This window comes from Nocardioides terrae, from assembly GCF_900112345.1.
GTDB classification, from domain to species: domain Bacteria; phylum Actinomycetota; class Actinomycetes; order Propionibacteriales; family Nocardioidaceae; genus Nocardioides; species Nocardioides terrae.
The window spans coordinates 1-24,625 of the sequence record NZ_FOLB01000012.1 but is presented as its reverse complement, the minus strand read 5'-3'; the positions used below and the strand labels follow the sequence as shown (position 1 = coordinate 24,625).

Below are 24,625 nucleotides of genomic sequence, written 5' to 3'. Positions count from 1 at the left end.
ATCGATCTCCTCGCCGGGATCACCACCCTGAGTCATGATGGAGCCATGGGTGACGACGGCGCGGGAGAGGGTGCGGGAGAGGGTGCAGGCGAGCGGGCCGGTGGTGCGGGCCTCGCGGCCGGCATGCTCCTCGTCGCCACGCCGGCGCTGCTCGACCCGAACTTCGCCGACACCGTGGTCCTCCTCCTCGACGTCGACGGCGAGGGGGCCCTCGGGGTCGTCCTCAACCGCCCCTCGCCGGTCACCGTCGCCGAGGTGCTGGGTCAGTGGGGCACGGCGGTCGACGAGCCGAACGTCCTCTTCCACGGCGGCCCCGTCGGCACGGACGCCGCGCTGGCCGTCGCGCTGCTGCGCGACCCCGCCGACGTCCCGGTCGGCTTCCGCTCGGTGAACGGGTCGCTCGGCCTGCTCGACCTCGACACCCCCGCGGAGCTGCTCACGGGCAGCCTGGCCGGCCTGCGCATCTTCGCGGGGTACGCCGGCTGGGCGCCCGGGCAACTGGAGGGCGAGGTCGAGGAGGGCAGCTGGTACGTCGTCCCCGCCGAGGCGCCCGACGCGTTCCGCGGCGACACCACGGCGCTCTGGCGCGACGTCCTGCGCCGCCAGCCGGGGGAGCTGGCGTGGCACTCGACGCGGCCCGCGGACCCGGACCTGAACTGACCGGCTCCGCTGGTCGAGGAGGTCGCGCAGCGACCGTCGCGAGACCCGGCTGTCGACTCAGCTTGGCGGGCCCCTGCGGGTTAGGGTTGGCGCATGGGTTTCCTGGGCTTCGGCGACAAGGGCGGCACCGCCCTGGACGAGCGGGTGCGGGAGGACGAGCGGACCGTCCCGACCGACGAGGGCGACCACGACCGCTTCTCGCACTACGTCGAGAAGGACAAGCTGACCGAGGCCATGGTGATGGGCACGCCCGTCGTCGCGCTCTGCGGCAAGGTGTGGGTCCCGAGCCGGGACGGGACGAAGTTCCCGGTCTGCCCGGACTGCAAGGAGATCTGGGAGGGGCTGTCCGACGGCTCCGGTGACGGCAGCTCGGGCCCCGAGTGACGGGCGGGCGCCCGAACGACGCCGCCGCCCCCCACGCACTGCCTCCGGCCTGGCCGGAGCGGGCAGCGTGGGGCACGGCCACGAAGCTGCGTGCCTGGCAGCAGGCAGCGGTGTCGAGCTACTTCGCCGATCTCCCGCGCGACTACCTCGCCGTCGCGACGCCGGGCGCCGGCAAGACGACGTTCGCGCTCTCCGTCGCCAGCGAGCTGCTGGGCCGCCGGATGATCGACCGGATCATCGTCGTCGCGCCCACCGAGCACCTGAAGGTCCAGTGGGCGGAGGCGGCGAGCCGGGCCGGCATCCCGATCGACCCGAACTACTCGGCCGGCCAGGGCAGGACGTCCGCGGACTTCATCGGCATCGCGGTGACCTACGCGGGCGTGGCGGTGAACCCGCTCGCGATGCGCATCCGCACCGAGCGCTTCAAGACCCTGGTCATCCTGGACGAGGTGCACCACGCCGGTGACGCACTGTCGTGGGGTGAGGGCGTCCGCGAGGCGTTCGAGCCCGCCGCGCGACGTCTCGCGCTGACCGGTACGCCGTTCCGCTCCGACGTCAACCCGATCCCGTTCGTCACCTACGCGCCGGGCCCCGACGGCATCCCGCGTTCGGTGGCGGACTACACCTACGGCTACGCGGAGGCGCTGCGCGACCACGTCGTCCGCCCGGTGCTCTTCATGGCCTACTCCGGCCAGATGACCTGGCGGACCCGCGCCGGCGACGAGGTCGCCGCACAGCTGGGCGAGCCGCTGACCAAGGACATGATCCAGCAGGCCCTGCGCACGGCGCTCGACCCCAACGGCTCCTGGATGCCGGCCGTCCTCGCCGCCGCCGACAAGCGGCTCTCCGAGGTGCGTCGGCACGTCCCGGACGCGGGCGGGCTCGTCATCGCGACCGACCAGGACTCGGCTCGCGCCTACGCCAAGACCCTGCGCCGGATCACCGGCGAGTCGCCCACCGTCGTGCTGTCGGACGAGAAGGCGGCGTCGAAGAAGATCGCCGCGTTCAGCGCCGGCGACAGCCGGTGGATGGTCGCCGTCAGGATGGTGTCCGAGGGGGTCGACGTACCTCGTCTGGCTGTCGGCGTCTACGCCACCACGACCTCGACGCCGCTCTTCTTCGCCCAGGCCGTCGGCCGCTTCGTGCGATCCCGGTCCCGCGGGGAGACGGCGAGCGTCTTCCTGCCCTCCGTGCCCGGGCTCCTCGGCCTGGCCGCCGAGCTGGAGCTCGCCCGCGACCACGTCCTGGGCAGGAAGATCACCGACGAGGGCGACATCTTCGCCGCCGAGGACGCCCTGATGGCGCAGGCCAACGCCAGCGAGGCGGCCAGCGCGGAGGAGGGCGGGCTGCCGTTCGAGGCGCTCGGGTCGGAGGCCCGCTTCGACCGGGTGCTCTTCGACGGCGGCGAGTTCGGCCACGAGGGCGAGGTGCAGGTCGGCTCCGACGAGGAGATGGACTTCCTCGGCATCCCCGGCCTGCTCGACACCGACTCGATGAAGCAGCTGCTCCGCCAGCGCCAGTCCGACCGGGCCAAGCAGCACAAGGCGCGCGCGGCGTCCTCCGAGGAGGCCCGCGAGCGGGCCGCCGACTCGCTCGCCGACGTGTCGACGCACGAGCAGCTCGCCGTCCTACGGCGCGAGCTCAACGGACTGGTCGCCGCCTGGAACCACCGCACCGGCCAGCCGCACGGCGTCACCCACGCCGCCCTGCGCAAGGAGTGCGGCGGCCCGGCGGCGGCCGTCGCCAACGCCGACCAGCTGCGTGCCCGGATCGACCGGATCCGCGACTGGGCCGCCCGCAAGACCTCCTGAGCTCGGCGAGGGGGTCAGTCGGCGTCGCCGACGAGGACGCCCTCGGCCTCCTCGACGGACCCGTGCGTCGGAGCGGATGTGGTCACGACGAACCTGCGGAAGACCACGAGCAGCAACAGGGCGACGAGGACGATGCCCGTCCCGAGCCAGAAGGCGCCCTGGAAGGTGTGCTCGGCGACCTTGCCCGCGACGTAGGCGCCCACCGCGCCGCCGAAGAAGCGCACGAAGGAGTACGCCGCGGAGGCGACCGGCCGCGGGACCGGGGCGGCGCCCATCACCAGCGTGGTCAGCACGGTGTTGTTGATGCCCAGGAAGAAGCCCGCGACGATGACGCAGACGACGATGCCCCACGGGCGCCCGGTGCCGGTCGGGTCGGCGTTGTCGGGAGCGAAGACGCCCATGGCGGCCAGGCACGCGGCGAAGCCGAGCATCGCGATCACGATGGCGCCGAAGGTGCCGACGGCCCGATCGAGCCAGTTCGCACCCCAGATCGAGGTGAAGGCGAGCGCCAGGCCCCAGCCGAAGAACACCCATCCGGTGTCGGCGGCGTCGAAGTGGGTGCTCCCGAGCTGCAGCGGGTACGGCGCGACGGCCATGAGGGTGAAGAAGCCGAAGTTGTAGAACAGGGCGGCCACAGAGACGACGAGCAGGCCAGGGTGCCGCAACGCCCTGATCGGGTCGGCGACGGAGGTCTTGGTCTCCGGCTTCGGGGTCTGGGGCAGGAAGATCAGGGTGGCGACCAGGCCGATGGCCATCAGCACCGCGACGCCGAAGAACGGGCCGCGCCAGCCGATGTGCTCGCCGAGCTGACCGCCCACGATCGGGCCCAGCCCGATGCCGATGCCGAGGGCCGACTCGTAGAGCAGGATCGCCTGCTTCAGCGAGCCCTGGGTGAGCGTGACGATCGTCGCGAGCGAGGTGGCGATGAAGAGGGCGTTGCCGAGTCCCCAGACCGCGCGCGCGGCGACGATGCCGCCGACGCTGTTCATCAGGCCGCCGACGGCGGAGAACACCACGATGATGGCGAGGCCCGCGACGAGCGTCCACTTCACGCCGATCCGGCTGGAGACCCAACCGGTGATCAGCATCGCGACGGCGGTCACCACGAGGTAGGAGGTGAAGAGCAGGGAGACGTCACCCGCGGTGGCGTGCAGGTCGGCGGCGATCGAGGTGAGGATCGGGTCCACGAGGCCGAGCCCCATGAACGAGATCACGCAGGCGAACGCGACCGCCCAGACGGCGCGGGGCTGCTTGAGGATGGAGCCCTTGTCCTCGGCGGATGCGGGCGAGTGGCTGGCGCTGGCGGCGCTCATCAGGTCCTTTCGGGTCGGGTCCCCGTCTCCGCGCCATCGACAGGACCGGACTCCAGCAGGTCACGCAGGACCGCCACCGCGGTGGCGAGCTCCTCCTGGGTCCGGTCGTGTGCTCGCAGCCGCTCGATGACCGTCGACGCCCAGACCTCGCGGTTGGCGGCGAGCACGTCGCGACCGTCCTCGGTGAGGCTGACCACGCTGCCGCGGGCATCGAGCGGGTTCGGCTCCTTGGCGACGAGGCCGGCCTCGCCGAGCTGGGACACCGCGGCCGACATGGTCGGCTGGGAGCAGCGGTCGAGCTTGGCGAGCTGGGTGACCCCGAGGGGCCCGTGCTCGTCGAGCAGCGACAGCACCCGCGCCCCTGCCGGCACGTCGCTGCTGCGACGCAGTGCGCGGACGAACCGGGCCGCGTAGATGACCAGGTCCGTGCTGAGCGCGAGGGAGGCGTGAGTGACTTGCGAGTACATGTGTCGATTCTACGGAGTGCATAGGGAAACTATGTAGTCTGTACTCGCAATAGTACGCCGCCCGGGTCGTCCGGCCGAACCGAGGCCGTGCTCAGGCGGCCGAAGACGATGCCGGAGCCGGCGCCTGCCGGCCGAGCTCCCGGACCGGGCCGGCGGTGAGCGTCAGCAGCGCGATGCCGACGTACACGACCCCGGCGGCGGTGAGGACGTGGGCGATGCCGAGGGCGCCGGCCAGCGGGCCCATCGCGAGCTGCCCGATGGGGACGGTGGCCATCGAGCCGAGCTGGTCGTAGGAGTAGGCGCGCGAGAGCATGTGGTCGGGCACGTGCTCCTGGATCGCCAGGTGCCAGCCGAGGCTGAAGATCTGAACGCCCACTCCCGAGACCAGACCGCTGACGACGAGCGGCACCGTCGACGGCCAGACGCCGAGGGTGATCATCGGCAGCCCGAACAGCGCGACACCGAGCAGCGCCGAGACCAGCGGTCGCTCGAGCCGCCACCGCATCAGCGCCAGCGTGGCGACCAGCGCGCCGAGCGCCTGGGCCGACATGGCCAGGCCCCAGCCGTGCACGCCGATCGAGGTGGCGGCTGCGCGGACGGGGCCGAGGGAGGTGAGGCCGCCCTCGGCGAGGGCGTTCAGCAGGCCGCACGCCCCGACGACGAGCCAGAGCCAGGTGGTGGCGCGGAAGTAGCGCCAGCCCTCCTGCAGCTCGTCGACCATCGAGGTGCCGTTGGTGCCGGTGGCCGGGAGCGAGACGGGGAGCAGGAGGGCCGCGGCGAGCAGCCACGTGACCGCGTCGATGAGCAACGCCCAGCCGGCCCCGACACCGACCACGAACGCGGCCGCGACGCCGGGGCCGATCACCATCAGCGCGGCGCGGGTCAGCGAGAGCAGCGCGTTGGCCTCCTGCAGCTGCGTGCGGGGCACCAGCTGGGGGACGAGCCCGTTCATGGCCGGGATGCCGGGAGCGACGACGACGCCGTTGATCGCGGCGAGCGTGATCAGCGACCAGAGCTCGGCATGCCCGCTGAGGACGAGCACGGCGAGCGCCGCGCGGACCAGGCCGGCGAGGAGGTTCGACGCCTGGACGACACGCTGCCGGCCCCACCGGTCGGCGAGCACGCCACCGAGCAGGAGGAAGACGACCAGCGGGATCGTGTAGGCCGCCAGGACCAGGCCGAGGGAGGCGGTGCCGTCGTCGACGGCCAGCACGGCGAAGGCGAGCGCGACCGGTGACATCGCGTTGCCGGCGAGGTTGACCGACCGGGACAGGAAGTACCACCGGAAGGGTCGCGCGCGAAGGGGCGACATCGCCGAGATCGAGGTCACCTCGGGACCTTAACCCTGGCGCAGCCGCGCCGACAGGGGCAGCGGCGGGTCGGGGACGAAGGTCCGGGTCTTCTAGCCCAGCGTGACGCCTGCTGCGCGCATCTCGGCGAGGGCGGCCTCGGTCGAGTCGGCGTCGACGCCGACGGTCAGATGGCCGAGGAGCGTCACGGCGAACCCCTCGCGCACGGCGTCGAGGGCGGTCGCGCGCACGCAGTGGTCGGTGGCGATCCCGCACACGTCGACGGCGGTCACCGCGCGGTCGCGCAGCCACTCGGCGAGGGCGGTGCCGTCCGGCGTACAACCCTCGAAGCCGGAGTACGCCGCCGCGTGCTCGCCCTTGGTGAAGATCGCCTCGAAGGGCTCGGGGTCGAGGTTGGGGTGCAACGCCTCCCCGGCGGTGCCGACGACGCAGTGGGCCGGCCACGAGTCGCGGAAGTCCGGCTCGCGGGAGAAGTGCGCGCCCGGATCGATGTGGTGGTCCTTGGTCGCGACCACGTGGTCGTAGGTCGCCGCCTCCGGCAGCCCGGCCGTCCGCGCGTGCAGCAGGCCCGCGATGTCGCTGGCGACCCGCGCCCCGCCGGCCACGGGCAGCGACCCGCCCTCACAGAAGTCGTTCTGCACGTCCACGACGATCAGCGCGCTCTTCGCCATGCGCAAACACTAGGGATGTCCGGCGGCGGCTGCCACGGTCAGGCTCCGAGCCCGGCCCCGTCATTCGAAGACGGTCGGGATGACGGCCTCGCCCTTGGCCATCGACTGGGCCTCGAGGGGGAGCTCGGCGCGGGCGGCGGCGTGCCGGTCGCGTGCGGCGCTCAGCGGCTCCCGCCCGACGATCTCCCCGTCGCGGACCAGCGGGGTCAGCAGCATGCGGTCGTCTCCGTCGTCGACCGGCGCGGTGCCGATCCCGATCACCTCCGCCTGGGCGACGCCGCGCGTGGAGCGGCGGCGGAGGGCGTACTTGCGCCCGCCGATGGACACCTTGTCGACGCTCTTCTTCGCGACCGACATCAGCTCGCCGTCGGTCCCCTCGCGGGCGACCAGCTTGTAGACGAACCCGCACGTCGGGTGGCCGCTGCCGGTGACCAGCTCCGTGCCGACGCCGTAGCCGTCGACGGGTGCGGCGGCGAGCGCCGCGATCGCGTGCTCGTCGAGGTCGCTGGTGACGATGATCCGCGTCGTTCCCGCGCCGAGGGAGTCCAGCTGCTCGCGCACCTGGACCGCGAGCACGCCCAGGTCGCCGGAGTCGAGGCGGACGGCCCCGAGCGAGGTCCCGGCCACCTCGACCCCGAGCCGGACCGCCTCGGTGACGTCGTAGGTGTCGACCAGCAGGGTCGTCCCCTTGCCGAGCGACGCCACCTGGGCGCGGAACGCCTGCTCCTCGGTGTCGTGCAGCAGGGTGAACGAGTGCGCGCTGGTGCCGGTCGACGGGACGCCGTAGCGGTGGCGCGCCGCCAGGTTGGAGGTCGCCTCGAAGCCCGCGACGTACGCCGCCCGGGCGGCTGCGACGGCCGCCTCCTCATGCGTGCGGCGCGACCCCATCTCGATGCACGGCCGGCCCCCGGCGGCCAGTGTCATGCGGGAGGCCGCCGACGCGACCGCGGAGTCGTGGTTGTAGATCGAGAGCAGCACGGTCTCGAGCAGGACCGCCTCGGCGAAGGACGCCTCCACCACCAGCAGCGGGGAGTGCGGGAAGTAGAGCTCGCCCTCGGCGTAGCCCCACACGTCGCCGGAGAAACGGAAGTCCGCGAGCCAGCCGAGCGTCGGCTCGTCGACGACGCCGTCGAGTGCGGCGAGCGTGTCGGAGTCGAACCGGAAGGCGTCGATCGCCTCCAGCGCACGGCCCACACCGGCCACGACGCCGTACCGCCGACCCTCGGGCAGCCGGCGGGGGAACAGCTCGAAGACCGAGCGTCGGCCGGCGGTGCCGGCGGCCAGCGCGGCCTCCAGCATCGTGAGCTCGTAGTGGTCGGTCAGGAGGGCGGTGGAGTCCGCGGTCGAGTGCACAGTCGCCATCGTGGCACGATGGGCGCCATGTCCGCGCCGAGCCCGGTCGAGCTAGACGAGCCCGTCACCGACGACCTGACCATCCCCGCCACCCCCTGGATCACGGTGGTGTGGAACGACCCGGTCAACCTGATGTCCTACGTCACCTTCGTCTTCCAGAAGTACTTCGGCTACTCGAAGAAGAAGGCGGAGAAGCTGATGCTCGAGGTCCACGAGGACGGCCGCTCCGCGGTCAGCTCCGGGAGCCGCGAGGAGATGGAGCGCGACGTGCAGGCGATGCACGAGTACGGCTTGTGGGCGACCCTCGAGAAGCAGGAGTGACCAGGCGATGACGGGGTTCACCCGCCACCGGAGGAGCGGCAGCATCATCGCCAACTTCACCGGGTTCGAGGCCGACCTGCTCCGCTCGCTGGCGAGCCAGCTCGTCGAGCTGCTGCGCAACGAGTCGGCCGCACCCTTTGAGCGCGACTCCCTCGAGGCGATGCTCGACTTCTCCGGCCCGACCACCGAGCCCGAGGACCCGGTGCTGGCCCGGCTCTTCCCCAACGCCTACCGCGACGACGAGGAGGCGGCCGGCGACTTCCGGCGCTTCACCGAGTCGGCCCTGCGCGACGGCAAGGCGGCCGCGGCCGGGGCGATCATCGACGCGCTGGAGGAGGCCGGCCTGCCACCCGAGCTGGTCGAGGAGGGCCTGATGATCGACGTGGAGCTCGACGAGCCGTCCGCGGAGACCTGGATGCGCTCGTTCACCGACATCCGGCTCGCGCTGGCCACCCGACTCGAGGTCGAGGAGGGCGACGAGGCCTACTGGGAGTCGCTGCCCGACGACGACCCGCGCGGCCAGGCCCACGACATCTACGACTGGGTCGGCTACCTCCAGGAGACGCTCGTCGAGGCGCTCTCCGACGCATGACGCCGGTCACGTCCGCAGCGTGGGCCGCGGGGCACCCCTGCCGGTCGACGGCCTAGGGTTGTCTCTCGTGCTGACCATCACGCAGGCGACGTACGACGCCATCGTCGCCCACGCCAGGCGTGACCATCCCGACGAGGCCTGCGGCATCGTCGCGGGCCCGGAGGGCAGCGACCGGCCGGAGCGGGTGATCGAGATGATCAACGCGGCCGGCAGCCCGACCTTCTACGAGTTCGACAGCACCGAGCTGCTCGAGCTCTACAAGGAGATGTGGGCGCGTGACGAGGAGCCGGTGATCGTCTACCACTCCCACACCGCCACCGAGGCCTACCCGAGCGTCACCGACGTGAAGCTCGCCAGCGAGCCGGGCGCCCACTACGTGCTGGTCAGTACCCGCGAGCACGGCAACGACGAGGGTCCGGTCGAGTTCCGCTCCTACCGGATCGTGGACGGCGAGATCACCGAGGAAGAGATCCGGGTGGTCGAGACGTTGAGCAGCACCGAGTCCTGACAGTCACCGAGGAGAAGACATGGCCATCGAGGTCCGCATCCCGACCATCCTGCGCACCTACACCGCCGGCGAGAAGTCCGTCAGCGGGTCCGGCGGCACCCTTGCCGCGCTCATCGACGACCTCGAGGCGAACCACGCCGGCATCAAGGACCGTCTGATCGACAACGGCGACCTGCGTCGCTTCGTCAACGTGTACGTCAACGACGAGGACGTCCGCTTCCTGGGCGGCCTCGGGGCCGAGCTGAAGGACGGCGACCAGGTCGTCGTGCTGCCGGCCGTCGCCGGTGGGGCGAGCTGAGCGCGTCGCGATGACCGCCGAGCGCCGCACCTTCGTCCTCGTCGACGGAGAGAACATCGACGCGACGCTCGGCAACTCCCTCCTCGGGCGGCGGCCGCTGCCCGAGGAGCGGCCGCGCTGGGACCGCGTGACGGCGTACGCCGCCGAGCTGTGGGACCAGCCGGTCACCGGCCTCTTCTTCCTCAACGCCTCCAACGGCCAGCTCCCAAGCGCGTTCGTGCAGGCGCTGCTGGCGCTCGACTACCGGCCGGTGCCGCTGAGCGGCCGGGCCGACGAGAAGGTCGTCGACATCGGCATCCTGCGGACGCTCGACGCGCTCGCCGCCCATGACGACGACGTGCTGCTGGTCAGCCACGACGCGGACTTCGCCGACCGGCTCGCCGGGCTGGCGTCCGGCCGGCGCCGGGTCGGTGTGCTCGCGCTGCGGGAGTACGCCAGCAGCCAGTTCGACACGCTCGGCATCGAGCTGCACGACCTCGAGGACGAGGTCGGCGCGTTCAACGTCCCGCTGCCGCGGGTGCGGATCATCCCGCTCGACGAGTTCGACCCGGAGCGCTTCCTGCGCTGAGGGCTCGTCAGCCGAGGATGCCGAGCTGGTAGCCGCGCCACCGCTGCGGCCCGGTCGGTGACGCCGGCCCGGTCTCGCATGTCGGGCGTCCGGCGACGAACGCGATCATCCGATCGGTGGATGGGAGACTTGGACCATGCGCTTCGACAACCACCTCGCGTCGGTCGGGAACACGCCGCTGGTGGGTCTGCCGCGCCTCTCGGACCAGTTCAGCCGAGGCGGTGTCGAGGTCAGGCTGTGGGCGAAGCTGGAGGACCGCAACCCCACCGGCTCGATCAAGGACCGCCCGGCCCTGAAGATGATCGAGCAGGCCGAGAAGGACGGGCTGCTGCGCCCCGGCTGCACGATCCTCGAGCCGACGTCGGGCAACACGGGCATCTCGCTCGCCATGGCGGCCAAGCTCAGGGGCTACCGCATCGTCTGCGTGATGCCGGAGAACACCTCCGAGGAGCGTCGCCAGCTGCTGCGGATGTGGGGCGCCGAGATCGTCTCCTCGCCCGCGGCCGGCGGCTCCAACGAGGCCGTCCGGGTGGCCAAGCGGCACGCGGCCGAGCACCCGGACTGGGTGATGCTCTACCAGTACGGCAACGCTGCCAACGCCCTGGCGCACGAGGAGGGAACCGGCCCCGAGCTGCTGGCCGACCTCCCGTCGATCACCCACTTCGTGGCCGGCCTCGGCACCACCGGCACGCTGATGGGCGTCTCCCGCTTCTTCCGGTCGGCGAAGCCGGACGTGCGCATCGTCGCCGCCGAGCCGCGCTACGGCGAGCTCGTCTACGGCCTGCGCAACCTCGACGAGGGCTTCGTGCCCGAGCTGTACGACGCCTCGCTGATCGACACCCGCTTCTCGGTCGGCCCGCGCGACGCCGTGCGCCGCGTCCGCGAGCTGCTCGAGCTCGAGGGCATCTTCGCCGGCATCTCGACCGGCGCGATCCTGCACGCCGCGCTCGGCCAGGCCGCCAACGCGGCGCGCGACGGCGTGGCCGCGGACATCGCCTTCGTCGTGGCCGACGGCGGCTGGAAGTACCTCTCCACCGGTGCCTACGAGGGCACCATCGACTCGGCCGAGGAGTCGCTCGAGGGCCAGCTCTGGGCCTAGGACTGAGTTCCTAAGGAACGTCAAGCCACGTGGCGGCTCGTAGGCTTGGTGTTGGCGGGCTGGGATGTTGGAGCGCTTTGCGACTCCTGTGACTCCCGGCCCGCCGCCTGCCTGTGTCGCTGCTGCATGCGGCGACCGGCTGCGGCGACGCGGTTCTTCTGGTCGATGGCGTAGCGCTCCTTGACGATCGCGCGGCCCTCGGCCTCGGTGATCGGGGTGCCGTCGACGTCGCGGAGTGTGTACGGCTGGCCGTTGCGCATGCAGGCCACGATCCGGGTGACCATCAGGGTGGCTAGGTGGCAGATCGCGGAGTCGTGGTGCCGGTCGCCGGCCATCAGGCGCTGGTACTTGGCGGCGATCTGTGGGTCGACCTTGCGGGCCTGATCGGCCGCGTGGCAGAGCACCTCGCGCAGCAGCGGGTCACCGGCCTTGGTGATCGAGGACTCGACCTTGCTGACCCCGGACTGGCTGACCTTGGGCACCAGGCCGGTGGAGGCGCGGACCGCGGCCAAGGAGGTGAATCGGTGCGGGTCGCCGATCCGGCCGGCGATGACCGCGCTGGTCACCGGCCCGACACCGGGTGCGGAAGCGACGATGCCGTCGGGGTCGGCGTCGGCATAGAGGTTCGTGACCCGCTCGTCGATCTGCTTGATCTGACGGGTCAGGAACAGTGCCTGCTCGGCTTCGTGGGCGATGTCTTCGGCGAGTTCGGCGAAGTCCATCCCGTCAGCGCCCCACAGGGCGAGCGTCTCTCTTGCTGCCGCCACCAGTCCGGCGGCGTGGTCCTCACGCCAGGCGCCCCGTGAGCGGGCGATGAGCAACCGGCTCAGACGCGCCTGACCGAGCCGGATCACGGTGTTGGGGTCGGCGTAGCGAGCCAGGAACTCCAGCGCGGCAAGGCCGTAGTTCGAGCCCAGCATCGCGTACCAGGACGGTCCGAGTAGTTCGACGAGCGCGTCGAGTCGGGCGTAGACCGCGACCCGACGCTTGACCATGGTGGAGCGCTGCTTGACCAGCCGACGCAGTGCGTCAGCCGGGCCTTGGCCGGAGTACTCGCGCAGTCCGTCGGGGTGCAGCAGCGGCAGCCGGGCGAGGAGCTCGGAGTCGATCCGGTCGTTCTTCGTGTGCTTGGAGTAGTAGCGGCGCAGGTCAGCGGACTGCGTGGTGGGGACCATCACGACCCGTGCGCCGCGGCGGCGGAACCACTCCGCGACCACGATCCAGGCATTGCGGGTCGGCTCGATCACCACGGTCAGCTCACCGGGGTCGGCCACGTCGAGGTCCGTCCACAGCCGCTCGAGGTCGCTCGGTCTGGTCCAGAACTTCCGGCCGCGCCAGACCGTGGCGCCGTCGCGGGCAAGCGTGGCTTGATGCGCTGCCCGGACGGCGATGTCGATGCCCAACGTGAACGCCATCGCGTTGCTCCTGTCAGTCGGTTTCCCGTTCACCAGGTGACTGACCATCGCGGCCACGGCCCAGACATTCTCTAAGCAGGAGTCCACGCCCCATGACTGGCTCCAAGTTCCCGAACAAGGACACCGCTCGACCAGACACCAGGCCCGCGGACGACCACTCAGAACTCAGGGATCACCACGTGTCCCGGTCGGATGTTCGGCCCGCCCGCGGACCCACTCAAAAGGCTAAATGTCGGTGGTCACCCCTAGCGTGTGACGTGCGCCGGCCGCTCCGGGCCGGGCATCGACCGGCTGGAGGCCGTGGACATGACACAACTGGACTGGAAGATCGAGCTCATCCCGCTCGCCGTCTCGGACGTCGACCGGGCCAAGGCGTTCTACGGCGACCAGGTCGGCTGGAACGTCGACTTCGACAACACCGTGCACGAGGGGCTCCGCTTCGTGCAGGTGACACCCCAGGGGTCGGCCTGCTCCTTCTGCTTCGGGGTGGGCCTCGAGATGATGCCGGAGGGGTCGTCGCAGCTCATCCAGGTCGTGGTGCCGGACGCCGATGCCGCCCGCGCCTATCTGCGTGAGCGCGAGGTCGACTGCTCCGATGTCGACGAGCTGCCGTGGGGTCGGTTCGTCTACTTCCAGGACCCTGACGGCAACCGTTGGTCGTTGCAGCAGATCATCCGGGCGGGCTGATCCGCGGAGCCGCGTGACCGTCGTCTCGCGTGACGTGGGTCGCGGCCCCGTGCGTCAGGGGTGTCGAACGCCTAGCCTTTCGCCTTGTGCATGACCTGAGCCTCCCCGTCGACCCAGGAAACGTGGATGCGCCCATCGGGATCTTCGACTCGGGGTTCGGGGGGCTCACCGTCGCCCGGTCGGTCATCGACCAGCTCCCGCACGAGTCGGTGCTCTACGTCGGCGACACCGCGCGGGCGCCCTACGGGCCCAAGCCGATCGCGGAGGTCCGTGAATACGCGCTGGAGTGCCTCGACCACCTCGTCGAGCAGGGCGTGAAGGCGCTGGTCATCGCCTGCAACTCCGCCAGCGCCGCGATGCTGCGCGACGCCCGCGAGCGCTACGACGTGCCGGTGACCGAGGTGATCCTGCCGGCCACCCGACGCGCCGTCGCGGCCAGCCGCACCGGCCGGATCGGCGTGATCTGCACCCGCGCGACCGCCGAGTCGATGGCCTACGACGACGCCTTCGCCGCCGCGCCGCACGTCGAGCTGCACACCCGGGCCTGCCCGCGGTTCGTCCCGCTCGTCGAGGCCGGCATCACCAGCGGTGACGAGCTGCTCGACGCGGCGCACGACTACCTCGACCCGCTCACCAGCGTGGGCGTCGACACGCTGATCCTCGGCTGCACGCACTACCCGCTGCTGACCGGTGTCATCTCCTACGTCATGGGCGACAACGTGACGCTCGTCAGCAGCGCCGAGGAGTGTGCGAAGGACGTCTACCGGATGCTGGCGGGCACCGGCCTGATGCGCGAGTCCGGCGAGCCGACGTACCGCTTCCTGACCACCGGGGCGCCCGACCAGTTCGAGACCATCGGCCGGCGCTTCCTCGGCCCCGAGATGGTCGCCGCCTCGCAGTTCGCGGGAGGACTCGCATGACCGCCGCCCTCACGCTCACGATCGTCGGCTGCTCCGGCTCCTACCCGGGGCCCGAGTCGCCCGCGAGCTGTTATCTCGTCGAGGCGGTCGGAAGCGACGGCAACGGCGGGAGCCGGACCTGGCGGATCCTGCTCGACCTGGGCAACGGGGCGCTGGGCGCCCTGCAGCGGTACGCCGACCCGCTGGCCATCGACGCGGTGCTGCTCTCCCACCTGCACGCCGACCACTGCATCGACATGACGTCCTACTACGTGCTGCGGAAGTACCACCCCAGCGGTCAGCAGCCGCCGATCCCGGTGTGGGGTCCGCGCGGCACGGCGCGGCGGCTGGCCCGTGCCTACGACCTCCCCCGCAAGCCGGGCATGGAGGAGGAGTTCGAGTTCCACAAGTACCGCGCGACGTTCGAGGTCGGGCCCTTCCGGATCACCCCCGTCGAGGTGGATCACCCGGTGCCGGCGTACGCCTTCCGGATCGACGTGGCCGGGACGGTGCTCGCCTACACCGGGGACACCGGCCCCACCGAGCGGCTGCTCGAGCTCGCCACCGGCGCCGACCTGCTGCTGGCGGAGGCGTCGTTCCGGGCGGGCGACGACAACCCGGCGGGACTCCACCTGACCGGCGTCCAGGCCGGTGAGGTCGCCGCCAAGGCGGGCGCGAAGCGCCTCGTGCTGACCCACGTCCCGAAGGCCGTCACCGGCCCCACTCAGCAATCGGCAAGCAAGCACCCATCACCAGGTTGGACAACCTGGCTGGGCATCACTCCCACGTACCGCCATGGCACAGCGCCGACGGCATGCTCGCCGAGGCCGGCTCGGTCTACGACGGCCCGGCCGAGCTAGCGGTCGCCGGAGCGGTCTACTCCCTGCCCTGAGCCGGGCGGTCCAGCCCCGCGTCGTGGATGCAGAGCGCGATCTGGACCCGGTTGGCCGCGGCCAGCTTGTCGAGCAGGCGGGAGACGTGCGCCTTGACGGTGGGGACCGACAGGTAGAGCTCCGCCGCGATCTCCGCGTTCGAGAGCCCGCGCCCGACCGCTCGGGCGACCTCGCGCTCGCGCTCGGTCAGCACCGCCAGCCGTCGCTCAGCGGCCTCCGCCCGGCCGCGCGGGTCGTCGCGACGCAGCCGGTCGATCAGCGAGCGGGTGACCGAGGGGGACAGCATCGGGTCGCCGTCGGCGACCCGCCGGATCGCGTCGACGATCTCGGCCGGAGGGGTGTCCTTGAGCAGGAACCCGTCCGCGCCCGCTCCGAGGGCGCCCACGACCAGGTCGTCGGCGTCGAACGTCGTCAGCACGATGACGTGGGGCGGGTCCGCCCGCTCGTGCAGCCGCTGCGTCGCCTCGAGGCCGGTCATCCGCGGCATCCGGATGTCCATCAGCACCACGTCGGGCCGGAGGTCCTCGGTCAGCCGGACCGCCTCGGCGCCGTCGGCGGCCTCGCCGACGACCTTCACGTCGTCGGGACCGCCGAGCATCAGCGCCAGCGCGGAGCGGACGAGCGGGTCATCGTCGGCGAGCAGCACCCGGATCATGCCGGCCACGCTATCCAGGCGTGCAGCACGAAGTCGCGGCCCTCCACGCGGTGCTCCAGCCCGCCGCCGGCCAGCTCGGCCCGCTCGCTCATCCCGACCAGCCCGAGGCCGGCGCCGGGTGCGGCCGGCCGCAGCGGACCGGGGGCCGGGAGCGGGTTGCGCATGGTCACGTCGAGCCGCTCGCCGGCCGCACCGTGGAGGACGACCGAGAGCCGCTGCCCGGGTGCGTGCTTGCGGGCGTTCGTGACGCCCTCCTGGACGATGCGGTAGACCGTCCGGCCCAGCACGTCGGGGACCTCGTCGACGATCCGGTCGTCGACCTCCACGGCCGTGCCGGCGGCGCGTGCCTCCACGAGCAGGCCGGGCAGGTCGGCGTACGTCGGCTGGGGCGCGAGCTCGCCGCCGGACTCGCGCAGCACGCCGAGCACCGCACGCAGGTCGGCGAGCGCCTCGTGCGCCTTCTCCTGGATCACCGCGACGCTCGCGCGCATCCCGCCGGCGTCGAGGTCCTGGCGGAACCCGAGCGCGCCGGCGTGCATGGAGATCTGGGAGATCCGGTGGGCCAGGACGTCGTGCATCTCACGGGCGATGCGCTGGCGCTCGTTGGCCCGGGCCTGCTCGATCCGCAGCGCCTGCTCGGCCTCGGCCCGGTCGACCCGGTTGCGGAGCCCCCAGAGGAGCTCGCGGCGGGAGCCGAGGTAGAGCCCCCAGCCGACCGCAGCGCCGGTCGCGATCGCGTTGAGGACGAGGACGAGCCACACGGAGTCGTCCGGTCCGCGGGTGACCATGCCGTACTGCTGCGCGCACGCGAAGCCGACCGAGGCGACGATCCCGATCTCGCGTCCGCGTCGCCGGGTCGCGACCGAGACGAGCGCCAGCAGCGCCGGACCGCCGGCGATCCCCGAGACCGTGGTCGTCAGGCCGAGCACGATCGCCACCGCGACCGGCCGACGGCGGCGGAAGAAGACGAGCACGTAGGCGACCGCGCCCAGCACCACGTCGAGCACGACGAACCAGTCGCCGATCCGCTGCTCGGGGTCGATGGCCGGCCCCCACGTCACCCCCGACACGGCGAGCATCACCACGAGGCGCCAGACGTGGCTCCAGGTGCTCAGCCGCGGCTGGTACTCGGGCTCGGGGTGCTGCATGGGCCCACGCTAGGGCTGCGCGGCCTGCGCCACAGCGGTCCTCGGTCGTCCGGGACCCCCTACTTGTGGAGGGGTCGTGTCGATGCCGCGGAACGATGCCGGACCTGACGCCGATCTGACAGGGTGGTCGCATGATCAAGGTCGAAGGACTGACGCGGAAGTACGGCTCGTTCGTGGCCGTCGACGATGTGAGCTTCACCTGCCAACCTGGTCGGGTCACCGGCTTCCTGGGGCCCAACGGCGCCGGCAAGTCGACGACGATGCGGGTGATGGTGGGGCTCACGCCGCCGACGAAGGGCGAGGTGACGATCGGTGGGCTGCGCTACCACGACATCCCGAACCCCGGGCGGCACGTCGGCGTCCTGCTGGACGCCTCGGCGCAGCACGGCGGCCGGACCGGCCGGGAGGTGCTCACCCTCGGCGCGATGACGATGGGTCTGCCCGAGTCCCGCGTCGACGAGATGCTCGACCTCGTCTCGCTGACCAAGGCCGAGGCGAAGCGGCGCATCCGGAACTACTCGCTCGGCATGAAGCAGCGCCTCGGCATCGCCCACGCGCTGCTCGGTGACCCGCAGGTGCTGATCCTGGACGAGCCGGCCAACGGCCTCGACCCCGCCGGCATCCGCTGGATGCGCGGCCTCCTCAAGAACTACGCCGACCGCGGCGGCACGGTGCTGCTCTCGAGCCACCTGCTGCACGAGGTCGAGCAGATCGCCGACGAGATGATCCTCATCGGCAACGGCCGGATCGTGGCCCGGGGCGACCGCGAGACGCTGCTGGCCGGTGCCGGCCCCGCGCAGACGCTCGTCACGTCTTTGGACAACGCCGCGCTCGCCGCGGCGCTCCAGGCGGCCGGCCTGCCCGTCGAGCAGGCCGGACGCGGGCTGCGGGTCCAGGCGGCGGCGGCCGACGTCGGTCGCGCCGCCCTCTCCGCCCAGGTCGTGCTCACCGACCTGCGCGACGGCGGCGCCGGGCTCGAGGACCTGTTCCTGCAGCTCACCGCCGACACCCAGCGCGAGGCGCCCTCGTCGCTCCAGGCTCCGACACCCGAAGGGACCGTGGCATGACCTCCCCCTCCACCGGCTCCGTCAGCGGCTCCGTCACCGGCACGTCGCCGATCGTCCTCGACGTCACCGACACCGCGCCGATCCCGTTCGGCCGGCTGGTCGGCGTCGAGCTGCGCAAGGCCCGGGACACCCGGGCCAGCTTCTGGCTGCTCGCCATCATCGGCATCGTCGTCGTCCTGGCCGAGGCGATCGCGCTGATCGTCACCACCGTCAACGACGACAAGATCCAGTTCGGCGACTTCACCGCGGTCGCCGCGTTCCTGACCTCCGTGCTGCTGCCGGTGCTCGGCATCATGCTCGTCACGACGGAGTGGACGCAGCGCTCCGCGATGGTCACCTTCACGCTGGAGTCCCGGCGGTCGCGGGTCATCCTGGCCAAGCTCGCCGTCGGCGTGATCCTGACGCTGGCGACGATCGTGCTGGCGACCGCCATCGGCGCGATCTGCACCGCGCTGTACGGGCTCTTCAACGGCCACGCGGACTGGCACTACGGCTGGGACGGCTTCTTCGGTTTCATCATCGGCCAGAACCTCGCCATGCTCACGGGCTTCGCGCTCGCGGCGCTGCTGCTGAACACGGCCGCGGCCATCGTCATCTTCTTCATCTACACCTACGTCCTGCCCGGCCTGATCGCGCTCGGCGCGCACTACATGGACTGGTTCGACAAGCTTGCCCCGTGGATCGACTTCAGCTCGGCCCAGGGTGAGCTCTACGAGCTCTCCGACATGACGGGCAAGGAGTGGGGCCATCTGGTGGTCTCCGGGATCATCTGGCTGGTCGTCCCGCTCGTCATCGGCCTGCGGCGGATCCTCCGGGCCGAGGTGAAGTAGCGCAGCGCTCCCTCCACCGGGCGCCCGACCGGGCGCCCGGTGCGACTCCGTCGCTCGGTAGGGTCCTTCCTCGTGACGACACGTGCCGATGGGCGAGCAGACGACGAGCTGCGCCAAATCAAGATCACCCGCAACTGGCTCGACCACGCCGCCGGCTCGGTGCTCGTCGAGTTCGGCCGGACCCGCGTCCTGTGTGCGGCGTCGGCCTCCGAGGGCGTGCCGCGGTGGCGCAAGGGCTCGGGCCTCGGCTGGGTGACGGCCGAGTACGCCATGCTCCCGGCCTCGACCAACACCCGCTCCGAGCGCGAGTCGGTCAAGGGCCGCATCGGCGGGCGCACCCACGAGATCTCCCGGCTGATCGGCCGCTCGCTGCGCGCCGTGATCGACTACAAGGCGCTCGGCGAGAACACCATCCAGCTCGACTGCGACGTCCTCCAGGCCGACGGCGGCACCCGCACGGCCGCGATCACCGGCGCATACGTCGCCCTCGCCGACGCGGTCGCCCACCTGCGCTCCACCGGCGCGCTCACCGGTGAGCCACTCACCGGCTCGGTGGCCGCGGTCTCCGTCGGCATCATCGACGGGGTCCCGCGCCTCGACCTCCCCTACGAGGAGGACGTCCGCGCCGAGACCGACATGAACATCGTGATGACCGGCGACGGCAAGTTCGTCGAGGTGCAGGGCACCGCCGAGGGCGCCGCCTTCGACCGCGCCGAGCTGGACACCCTGCTCGCGCTCGGCGAGAAGGGCTGCGCCGACCTAACCCGCCTGCAGGTCGAGGCGCTCGCCGGATGACCCGGGTCTTCGTCGCCTCGCGCAACGCCAAGAAGATCCAGGAGATGGAGCGCATCCTGGGCCCTCTCGTGCCGGGCGTCTCCGTCATCGGGCTCGACGACGTCGCATTCTTCGAGGAGCCCGTCGAGGACGCGCCGACCTTCGAGGGCAACGCACTGATCAAGGCACGCGCAGGCTTCCTGGCCACCGGGCTGCCGTCCGTCGCCGACGACTCCGGCCTCTGCGTCGACGCGCTGAACGGCATGCCCGGCGTGCTCTCGGCCCGCTGGGGTGGCCGCCCGAAGTCCGACGAGCGCAACAACGCGCTGCTGCTCGACCAGCTGGCCGACGTACCCGATGCGGGCCGCACCGCCCACTTCACCTGCGCCGTCGCGTTCGTGCACGAAGGCGGCGAGGTGGTGGTCGAGGGCCGGATGGACGGTCGGGTGATCCGCGAGGTGCGGGGGAGCGGCGGGTTCGGCTACGACGTGCTCTTCGAGGCGTCCGACCGGCCGGGGCTCACCACCGCCGAGCTCTCCCGCGAGGACAAGGACGCGATCTCCCACCGCGGCAGGGCGCTGCGGGAGATCGGCCCCCGGATCGCCGAGGTCCTCGGGAGCTGATGGACGCCGCCCACCGGCAGCACGCCGCGCAGGTCCGGCTCGAGTAGGGACCGGCCGTCGCTGCCTGAGGACCTCAAGTGGTCGATGTCGCCGGAGCGCCCCCTGTGGCACCTCACCGGCTACGCGGCCCGCGTGCGTCACAAAGGGTCCTCGGACCGGCCCGAGACGCGTCAGGCGCCGTGCGGCTCCACCGCGCGCACGAAGCGCAGCTGGGCGAGCCCGTTCACCACGACGGAGAACACCAGCAGGGCGACGGCCCAGCCGGGCTGGCCGGCCAGCCACAGGCCCAGCGACACCAGCCCGAAGACGAGCACCTTGACGACGGGACGCACCACTGGGCCGCCGTACGGCGCCTTCGGTGAGGCGAAGGACCACCACACCGCGACGACGAGGGCCGGCAGCAGCCAGACGAGGAGCCACGGCGCCGGCAGCGCCCAGCCGACGACGGCGGCGCCGGCGCAGGCGAGCAGCTCGTCGAGGAACACCAGGCCCAGAACCAGCCACGCGAGACCCGTCACGGCAGGATGCTCCCATGACGCTCTTCCGGCAGGCGGCCCAGGCGGTCGCGAGCTATCACCGGGAACCGAAGATCTGGGAGACCCCGATCGACGAGCAGCGCGCCGCCGCCCGGCTGCAGGCGGCGCGAGAGCCGAAGGAGGAGGTCGCCGCGGTCGAGGACGTCGACGCGGACGGCGTGCCGTGCCGGCTCTACACCCCGGCCGGCGCGAGGGACGGCATCGTCGTCCACCTCCACGGCGGCGGCTTCGTCTTCAACGACGTCGAGGTGCACGACGCGGTCTCCCGTCGGTTCGCCGACCGCAGCGGCCTGGCCGTCCTGAGCGTCGACTACCGCCGACCGCCCGAGCACCGGTTCCCCGCCGCCGTCGAGGACGTCGACGCGGTGGTCGGGTGGCTCGGGCGGCAGGGCCGGCCGGGCCCGGCCTACGTCCACGGCGACAGCGCCGGCGGCAACCTGGCGCTCGGCGGCGCGCTGCGCCACCCCGGCACCTTCGACGCCGTGGTGCTCATCTACCCGTTCCTCGACCCGACCCAAGGGTTCGACTCCTACGACACCGCCGCGGAGGGCTTCGACCGGGAGGAGGCGGCCTGGTACTGGCAGCAGTACGTCGCCTCACCCGCCGACCTCACCGATCCCGATCTCGCCCCGCTGCTCAGCGACCGGCTGCACACGCTGCCGCCCACCCTCGTGGTCACCGCGGAACACGACCCGCTGCGCGACGAGGGCGAGGAGCTCGCGCGCCGGCTGGACGCGGCGGGCGTCGAGGTGACCGCCACCCGCTACCTAGGCCAGACGCACGGCTTCTGGCGCCACGACGCCTTCACGCCGGCGGAGCGGCTCGTCCGGCAGGTGGCCGGCTTCCTCGCGTCGTACGCCTGAGAGGATGAAGCCATGCGCGTGCACCTGGGCTGCGACCACGCCGGCCTCGACCTGAAGAGCCACCTGACCACCCGCCTCACCGAGCTCGGCCACGAGGTCGTTGACCACGGACCCTTCGTCTACGACGCCCTCGACGACTACCCCGTCTTCTGCATCCGGGCCGCCGAGGCGGTCGTCCGCGATCGCGAGCAGGGCCTCGACAGCCTCGGCGTCGTCATCGGCGGCAGCGGCAACGGCGAGCAGATGGCGGCCAACAAGGTGACCGGCATCCGCTGCGCGCTGGTCCACTCCGACGAGACCGCCAAGCTGGCCCGCGAGCACAACGACGCCCAGGTCGTCGCCGTCGGCGGACGGATGCACAGCATCGAGGACATGACGCGCTTCGTGGAGGTCTTCCTCGCCGAGCCCTTCAGCGACGAGGAGCGCCACGTCAGGCGGATCGAGCAGCTCGACGTCTACGACCGCACCGGCCGGCGCCCGCCGCTGCCCGAGTCGGCCCGGGGCCTCGGCCCGGCCGAGGACCAGGACTGAGCGAGGGATGCCCGAGGGGCACACCCTCCACCGGCTGGCGCACGACCTGACCGACGCCTTCGCCGGGCGGCCGGTCCGGGTCGGCAGCCCGCAGGGACGCTTCGACGCCGAGGCCCGTCAGCTCGACGGCCAGGTGCTCGACGGCGCCCAGGCGTGGGGCAAGCAGCTGTTCCTGGAGTTCCCGGGTGAGCGCTACATCCACATCCACCTCGGCCTGATCGGCAAGCTCCAGCTCACGCCGTACGACGACCAGCCGCCGCCGCCGATCGGGCAGGTGCGGCTACGGCTGGTGGGGGAGTCGACCGTCGCGGACCTGCGCGGCGCCACCGCCTGCGACCTGTGGACCCGCGAGCAGGTCGACGCCGGCATCGCCAAGCTCGGGCCGGACCCGCTCCGTCCGCCGGACGCGGGCGGCGACCCGCTGAAGGCCTGGGCCCGGATCGGGCGCAGCCAGCGCAGCATCGCCAGCCTGCTGATGGACCAGACCGTGCTCGCCGGCGTGGGCAACGTCTACCGCGCCGAGCTCCTCTTCCGGCACCGCGTCGACCCCTACCGCCGCGGTGACGCGCTCACCCGCAAGCAGTGGCTCGCGATGTGGGACGACCTCGTCGCGCTCATGCACGACGGCGTCGCCAAGAACCGCATCGACACCGTCCGCGTGGAGCACACGCCCGAGGCGATGGATCGGGACCCGCGCGTCGACGACCACGGCGGCGAGGTCTACGTCTACCGGCGCACCGGCCAGCCCTGCCACGTGTGCGGCGCCGTCGTACGCACCGCCGAGCTCGAGGGCCGCAACCTGTTCTGGTGCCCGCGCTGCCAGCGGGCGTCACGATCGCGTGCGACGAAGTGACGCCGACCGAACCGCGGCGGCCACTAGAGTGTGGCTTCCCCGACCACGAGGACCTGAGACATGAGTGCCCGAACTGAGTCGTCGCGCGTGGCCGCGGTCGGGCGCTCGCTCAGGTGGGGCGCCCGGGTCCGGACCCGCGGTCTCGACAGCCAGACGGGGATGCTCATCCTCCTCAGCCTGGTGGCCGTGGTCTGCTGCCTGGGCATCGTCTACCTCGACCGCTACTCACCGGTCACGCTGCTGGTGGTGCCGCTCCTCGTCGCGAGCCTGCTCCTGGGACCGCGCACGCTGCCCTGGTTCGTCGTCTTCGTCCTGACCCTGACCGTCCTGGCGGTCGTCGGCCGCCGGATGCGTGACGTCGACATCAGCCCCGCCTCGGTGACCGGCATCGCGATGGTCTTCCTGCTCGGCCTGGTCGTGCTGCTGATGTCCTTCCGCCGCTCGCGGCTGGGCGTGGCCGGCCTGCAGGGCGAGTCGATGTTCGTCGACCTGCGCGACCGCATCCTCAACCAGGGCGGGATCCCCATGTTGCCGCGCGACTGGCACGTCCAGTCGGAGCTCAGGTCGGCCGGCGGCACCCTCTTCGCGGGCGACTTCGTGGTCGCCAGCCGCCCCGCGGCGGACCGGCTCGAGGTCGTCGTCGTCGACGTCTCCGGGAAGGGCGAGCAGGCCGGGACCCGTGCGCTGCTCCTGTCGGGGGCGTTCAGCGGCATGCTCGGCGCGCTCCCGCCCGAGGCGTTCCTGCCGGCCGCCAACGAGTACCTCCTGCGCCAGGACTGGGAGGAGGGCTTCGCCACCGCCGTTCACCTCTCCGTCGACCTGGCCACCGGCTTCTTCGAGATCCGTACGGCGGGCCATCCGCCGGCCGTCTGGCGTGCTGCCGGCTCCGGCCGGTGGAGCGTCCTCGGCAGCGAGGGCCCGATCCTCGGCCTGATCCCCGGCGCCGAGTTCGCGGTCGCCACCGGCGTCTTCTCCCACGGCGACGCGGTGCTGCTCTACACCGACGGCATGGTCGAGCAGCCGCACCGCGACATCGACCTGGGCATCGACCGGCTCGTCGGCGAGGCGGAGTCACTGCTCCGCGGCGACTTCCAGGACGCGGCCAAGCGGCTCGTCGACGCCCTCGGCTCCCGCAACGACGACCGGGCGATGATCGTCGTCCATCGGCTCTAGCTGTACCCGGCCAGGACGTTGGTAGCGGCGAGCCTGGTTGAACGAACGAGAACCTCCGAATGGGATGTGGCTTGTCTAAGGCCCACTCCAACCCGGAGGTTCTCGTGTCCCACGGTAATGCCCGGCTGACCGTTCACGGTCGTCGACTGATCGTCCAGCGCCACCAGGCCGGCTGGCCCCAAGCTCACATCGCGGCCGCGATGGGTGTCTCCCGCAAGTGCGTGCGGACCTGGATCGACCGCTACGCCACCGAAGGCGAGGCCGGATTGGTGACGCGGTCCTCGCGGCCGCACACAATGCCCACCAGGACCAGCGATGAGGTC

The 24,625-nt window shown here is 71.9% G+C and carries 30 protein-coding genes; 21 read left to right on the top strand and 9 right to left on the bottom strand.

Annotation, left to right across the window (positions count from 1 at the left end; translation table 11 throughout):
* Nucleotides 1-45: 45 nt before the first annotated feature.
* From BM236_RS15170 to BM236_RS15160, 3 genes are all read left to right on the top strand, one after another.
* Nucleotides 46-660 (top strand): YqgE/AlgH family protein, encoded by a 615-nt coding sequence (locus tag BM236_RS15170; RefSeq protein WP_091125484.1) that lies wholly within the window; start codon nucleotides 46-48, stop codon nucleotides 658-660.
* Nucleotides 661-753: 93 nt separating this feature from the next.
* Nucleotides 754-1,044 carry a DUF3039 domain-containing protein gene (locus BM236_RS15165; RefSeq protein WP_091125482.1) on the top strand — a complete coding sequence of 97 codons (291 nt, stop codon included), beginning with the start codon at nucleotides 754-756 and terminating at the stop codon, nucleotides 1,042-1,044.
* A gap of 38 nt (nucleotides 1,045-1,082) precedes the next feature.
* Nucleotides 1,083-2,855, top strand: a complete 1,773-nt coding sequence (locus tag BM236_RS15160; protein ID WP_217645372.1) for a DEAD/DEAH box helicase — start codon at nucleotides 1,083-1,085, stop codon at nucleotides 2,853-2,855.
* 14 nt (nucleotides 2,856-2,869) lie between these two features.
* Here the strand turns inward: BM236_RS15160 and BM236_RS15155 are convergent, their stop codons facing one another.
* The 5 genes from BM236_RS15155 to BM236_RS15135 all read right to left on the bottom strand — a co-directional run bounded on the left by BM236_RS15155 (nucleotide 2,870) and on the right by BM236_RS15135 (nucleotide 7,978).
* Complete coding sequence (locus BM236_RS15155; protein WP_091125478.1) at nucleotides 2,870-4,168, bottom strand: MFS transporter; 1,299 nt, start codon at nucleotides 4,166-4,168, stop codon at nucleotides 2,870-2,872.
* Nucleotides 4,168-4,635, bottom strand: coding sequence for a MarR family winged helix-turn-helix transcriptional regulator (locus BM236_RS15150; RefSeq protein ID WP_091125476.1), 468 nt, complete (start codon nucleotides 4,633-4,635; stop codon nucleotides 4,168-4,170). The genes BM236_RS15155 and BM236_RS15150 overlap by 1 nt, the downstream gene beginning before the upstream one ends.
* 91 nt (nucleotides 4,636-4,726) lie before the next feature.
* Complete coding sequence (locus BM236_RS15145; protein ID WP_091125474.1) at nucleotides 4,727-5,965, bottom strand: MFS transporter; 1,239 nt, start codon at nucleotides 5,963-5,965, stop codon at nucleotides 4,727-4,729.
* A gap of 72 nt (nucleotides 5,966-6,037) precedes the next feature.
* A complete protein-coding gene (locus tag BM236_RS15140; RefSeq protein ID WP_091125472.1) occupies nucleotides 6,038-6,616 on the bottom strand; it encodes an isochorismatase family protein in 579 nt (192 codons plus the stop codon).
* Between the two features lie 60 nt (nucleotides 6,617-6,676).
* Nucleotides 6,677-7,978 carry a nicotinate phosphoribosyltransferase gene (locus tag BM236_RS15135; protein ID WP_091125469.1) on the bottom strand — a complete coding sequence of 434 codons (1,302 nt, stop codon included), beginning with the start codon at nucleotides 7,976-7,978 and terminating at the stop codon, nucleotides 6,677-6,679.
* 18 nt (nucleotides 7,979-7,996) lie between these two features.
* Here BM236_RS15135 and clpS point away from each other — a divergent pair, with 18 nt between their 5' ends.
* From clpS to BM236_RS15105, 6 genes are all read left to right on the top strand, one after another.
* Entirely contained in the window at nucleotides 7,997-8,290 is a 294-nt protein-coding gene (clpS, locus tag BM236_RS15130; protein WP_217645361.1) for an ATP-dependent Clp protease adapter ClpS, read from the top strand.
* A 7-nt stretch (nucleotides 8,291-8,297) separates the two neighbouring features.
* A complete protein-coding gene (locus tag BM236_RS15125; protein ID WP_091125465.1) occupies nucleotides 8,298-8,882 on the top strand; it encodes a DUF2017 domain-containing protein in 585 nt (194 codons plus the stop codon).
* 67 nt (nucleotides 8,883-8,949) lie between these two features.
* Nucleotides 8,950-9,390: a M67 family metallopeptidase gene (locus tag BM236_RS15120; RefSeq protein ID WP_091125463.1), complete on the top strand. Its 441-nt coding sequence runs from the start codon at nucleotides 8,950-8,952 to the stop codon at nucleotides 9,388-9,390.
* A gap of 19 nt (nucleotides 9,391-9,409) precedes the next feature.
* Entirely contained in the window at nucleotides 9,410-9,688 is a 279-nt protein-coding gene (locus BM236_RS15115; RefSeq protein ID WP_091125460.1) for a MoaD/ThiS family protein, read from the top strand.
* 10 nt (nucleotides 9,689-9,698) lie between these two features.
* Nucleotides 9,699-10,256 (top strand): NYN domain-containing protein, encoded by a 558-nt coding sequence (locus BM236_RS15110; protein WP_091125702.1) that lies wholly within the window; start codon nucleotides 9,699-9,701, stop codon nucleotides 10,254-10,256.
* Between the two features lie 136 nt (nucleotides 10,257-10,392).
* The gene (locus BM236_RS15105) at nucleotides 10,393-11,355 is read left to right on the top strand and encodes a PLP-dependent cysteine synthase family protein (RefSeq protein ID WP_091125458.1); all 963 of its coding nucleotides are present in this window, start codon (nucleotides 10,393-10,395) and stop codon (nucleotides 11,353-11,355) included.
* Between the two features lie 20 nt (nucleotides 11,356-11,375).
* Here the strand turns inward: BM236_RS15105 and BM236_RS15100 are convergent, their stop codons facing one another.
* Complete coding sequence (locus BM236_RS15100; protein WP_091125456.1) at nucleotides 11,376-12,770, bottom strand: IS110 family RNA-guided transposase; 1,395 nt, start codon at nucleotides 12,768-12,770, stop codon at nucleotides 11,376-11,378.
* Between the two features lie 306 nt (nucleotides 12,771-13,076).
* On the opposite strand from BM236_RS15100, the gene BM236_RS15095 reads away from it, so the two are divergent.
* The 3 genes from BM236_RS15095 (at nucleotide 13,077) to BM236_RS15085 (ending at nucleotide 15,216) form a co-directional block, all read left to right on the top strand.
* Nucleotides 13,077-13,457, top strand: a complete 381-nt coding sequence (locus BM236_RS15095) for a VOC family protein (RefSeq protein ID WP_091125700.1) — start codon at nucleotides 13,077-13,079, stop codon at nucleotides 13,455-13,457.
* 122 nt (nucleotides 13,458-13,579) lie between these two features.
* Nucleotides 13,580-14,377 carry a glutamate racemase gene (gene murI, locus BM236_RS15090; RefSeq protein WP_245750361.1) on the top strand — a complete coding sequence of 266 codons (798 nt, stop codon included), beginning with the start codon at nucleotides 13,580-13,582 and terminating at the stop codon, nucleotides 14,375-14,377.
* The gene (locus tag BM236_RS15085; protein ID WP_245750360.1) at nucleotides 14,374-15,216 is read left to right on the top strand and encodes an MBL fold metallo-hydrolase; all 843 of its coding nucleotides are present in this window, start codon (nucleotides 14,374-14,376) and stop codon (nucleotides 15,214-15,216) included. The genes murI and BM236_RS15085 overlap by 4 nt, the downstream gene beginning before the upstream one ends.
* Nucleotides 15,217-15,232: 16 nt before the next feature.
* Here the strand turns inward: BM236_RS15085 and BM236_RS15080 are convergent, their stop codons facing one another.
* Both BM236_RS15080 and BM236_RS15075 read right to left on the bottom strand, forming a co-directional pair.
* Entirely contained in the window at nucleotides 15,233-15,904 is a 672-nt protein-coding gene (locus BM236_RS15080) for a response regulator (protein WP_091125697.1), read from the bottom strand.
* Nucleotides 15,901-17,052, bottom strand: a complete 1,152-nt coding sequence (locus tag BM236_RS15075; RefSeq protein WP_091125451.1) for a histidine kinase — start codon at nucleotides 17,050-17,052, stop codon at nucleotides 15,901-15,903. Before BM236_RS15075 ends, BM236_RS15080 begins: the two co-directional genes overlap by 4 nt.
* Before the next feature lie 131 nt (nucleotides 17,053-17,183).
* On the opposite strand from BM236_RS15075, the gene BM236_RS15070 reads away from it, so the two are divergent.
* The 4 genes from BM236_RS15070 (at nucleotide 17,184) to rdgB (ending at nucleotide 20,346) form a co-directional block, all read left to right on the top strand.
* A complete protein-coding gene (locus BM236_RS15070; RefSeq protein WP_091125449.1) occupies nucleotides 17,184-18,119 on the top strand; it encodes an ABC transporter ATP-binding protein in 936 nt (311 codons plus the stop codon).
* Nucleotides 18,116-18,949: an ABC transporter permease gene (locus tag BM236_RS15065; protein ID WP_091125447.1), complete on the top strand. Its 834-nt coding sequence runs from the start codon at nucleotides 18,116-18,118 to the stop codon at nucleotides 18,947-18,949. Before BM236_RS15070 ends, BM236_RS15065 begins: the two co-directional genes overlap by 4 nt.
* Nucleotides 18,950-19,021: 72 nt before the next feature.
* Entirely contained in the window at nucleotides 19,022-19,744 is a 723-nt protein-coding gene (gene rph / locus BM236_RS15060) for a ribonuclease PH (protein WP_091125444.1), read from the top strand.
* Nucleotides 19,741-20,346, top strand: a complete 606-nt coding sequence (rdgB, locus tag BM236_RS15055; RefSeq protein ID WP_091125443.1) for an RdgB/HAM1 family non-canonical purine NTP pyrophosphatase — start codon at nucleotides 19,741-19,743, stop codon at nucleotides 20,344-20,346. The genes rph and rdgB overlap by 4 nt, the downstream gene beginning before the upstream one ends.
* A gap of 170 nt (nucleotides 20,347-20,516) precedes the next feature.
* On the opposite strand, the gene BM236_RS15050 is transcribed toward rdgB, so the two are convergent.
* Nucleotides 20,517-20,864, bottom strand: a complete 348-nt coding sequence (locus BM236_RS15050; protein ID WP_091125440.1) for a DUF2568 domain-containing protein — start codon at nucleotides 20,862-20,864, stop codon at nucleotides 20,517-20,519.
* A 14-nt stretch (nucleotides 20,865-20,878) separates the two neighbouring features.
* Here BM236_RS15050 and BM236_RS15045 point away from each other — a divergent pair, with 14 nt between their 5' ends.
* The 5 genes from BM236_RS15045 to BM236_RS15025 form a co-directional block, all read left to right on the top strand.
* Nucleotides 20,879-21,745 carry an alpha/beta hydrolase gene (locus BM236_RS15045; RefSeq protein WP_091125439.1) on the top strand — a complete coding sequence of 289 codons (867 nt, stop codon included), beginning with the start codon at nucleotides 20,879-20,881 and terminating at the stop codon, nucleotides 21,743-21,745.
* A gap of 12 nt (nucleotides 21,746-21,757) precedes the next feature.
* Nucleotides 21,758-22,276 (top strand): ribose-5-phosphate isomerase, encoded by a 519-nt coding sequence (locus BM236_RS15040; RefSeq protein ID WP_091125436.1) that lies wholly within the window; start codon nucleotides 21,758-21,760, stop codon nucleotides 22,274-22,276.
* A 7-nt stretch (nucleotides 22,277-22,283) separates the two neighbouring features.
* Nucleotides 22,284-23,129: an Fpg/Nei family DNA glycosylase gene (locus BM236_RS15035; protein WP_091125435.1), complete on the top strand. Its 846-nt coding sequence runs from the start codon at nucleotides 22,284-22,286 to the stop codon at nucleotides 23,127-23,129.
* A gap of 60 nt (nucleotides 23,130-23,189) precedes the next feature.
* The gene (locus tag BM236_RS15030; RefSeq protein WP_091125433.1) at nucleotides 23,190-24,302 is read left to right on the top strand and encodes a PP2C family protein-serine/threonine phosphatase; all 1,113 of its coding nucleotides are present in this window, start codon (nucleotides 23,190-23,192) and stop codon (nucleotides 24,300-24,302) included.
* Nucleotides 24,303-24,406: 104 nt separating this feature from the next.
* Nucleotides 24,407-24,625 (top strand): helix-turn-helix domain-containing protein (locus tag BM236_RS15025; protein WP_139230121.1); only part of this gene is annotated, 219 nt, incomplete at its 3' end.

Coding starts and splice junctions, on each gene's coding strand:
- BM236_RS15170 (WP_091125484.1), top strand. CDS start 46: ATGGGTGACGACGGCGCGGGAGAGGGTGCGGGAGAGGGTGCAGGCGAG.
- BM236_RS15165 (WP_091125482.1), top strand. CDS start 754: ATGGGTTTCCTGGGCTTCGGCGACAAGGGCGGCACCGCCCTGGACGAG.
- BM236_RS15155 (WP_091125478.1), bottom strand. CDS start 4,168: ATGAGCGCCGCCAGCGCCAGCCACTCGCCCGCATCCGCCGAGGACAAG.
- BM236_RS15150 (WP_091125476.1), bottom strand. CDS start 4,635: ATGTACTCGCAAGTCACTCACGCCTCCCTCGCGCTCAGCACGGACCTG.
- BM236_RS15140 (WP_091125472.1), bottom strand. CDS start 6,616: ATGGCGAAGAGCGCGCTGATCGTCGTGGACGTGCAGAACGACTTCTGT.
- BM236_RS15135 (WP_091125469.1), bottom strand. CDS start 7,978: ATGGCGACTGTGCACTCGACCGCGGACTCCACCGCCCTCCTGACCGAC.
- clpS (WP_217645361.1), top strand. CDS start 7,997: ATGTCCGCGCCGAGCCCGGTCGAGCTAGACGAGCCCGTCACCGACGAC.
- BM236_RS15125 (WP_091125465.1), top strand. CDS start 8,298: ATGACGGGGTTCACCCGCCACCGGAGGAGCGGCAGCATCATCGCCAAC.
- BM236_RS15115 (WP_091125460.1), top strand. CDS start 9,410: ATGGCCATCGAGGTCCGCATCCCGACCATCCTGCGCACCTACACCGCC.
- BM236_RS15110 (WP_091125702.1), top strand. CDS start 9,699: ATGACCGCCGAGCGCCGCACCTTCGTCCTCGTCGACGGAGAGAACATC.
- BM236_RS15105 (WP_091125458.1), top strand. CDS start 10,393: ATGCGCTTCGACAACCACCTCGCGTCGGTCGGGAACACGCCGCTGGTG.
- BM236_RS15100 (WP_091125456.1), bottom strand. CDS start 12,770: ATGGCGTTCACGTTGGGCATCGACATCGCCGTCCGGGCAGCGCATCAA.
- BM236_RS15095 (WP_091125700.1), top strand. CDS start 13,077: ATGACACAACTGGACTGGAAGATCGAGCTCATCCCGCTCGCCGTCTCG.
- BM236_RS15085 (WP_245750360.1), top strand. CDS start 14,374: ATGACCGCCGCCCTCACGCTCACGATCGTCGGCTGCTCCGGCTCCTAC.
- BM236_RS15080 (WP_091125697.1), bottom strand. CDS start 15,904: ATGATCCGGGTGCTGCTCGCCGACGATGACCCGCTCGTCCGCTCCGCG.
- BM236_RS15075 (WP_091125451.1), bottom strand. CDS start 17,052: ATGCAGCACCCCGAGCCCGAGTACCAGCCGCGGCTGAGCACCTGGAGC.
- BM236_RS15070 (WP_091125449.1), top strand. CDS start 17,184: ATGATCAAGGTCGAAGGACTGACGCGGAAGTACGGCTCGTTCGTGGCC.
- BM236_RS15065 (WP_091125447.1), top strand. CDS start 18,116: ATGACCTCCCCCTCCACCGGCTCCGTCAGCGGCTCCGTCACCGGCACG.
- rdgB (WP_091125443.1), top strand. CDS start 19,741: ATGACCCGGGTCTTCGTCGCCTCGCGCAACGCCAAGAAGATCCAGGAG.
- BM236_RS15045 (WP_091125439.1), top strand. CDS start 20,879: ATGACGCTCTTCCGGCAGGCGGCCCAGGCGGTCGCGAGCTATCACCGG.
- BM236_RS15040 (WP_091125436.1), top strand. CDS start 21,758: ATGCGCGTGCACCTGGGCTGCGACCACGCCGGCCTCGACCTGAAGAGC.
- BM236_RS15035 (WP_091125435.1), top strand. CDS start 22,284: ATGCCCGAGGGGCACACCCTCCACCGGCTGGCGCACGACCTGACCGAC.
- BM236_RS15030 (WP_091125433.1), top strand. CDS start 23,190: ATGAGTGCCCGAACTGAGTCGTCGCGCGTGGCCGCGGTCGGGCGCTCG.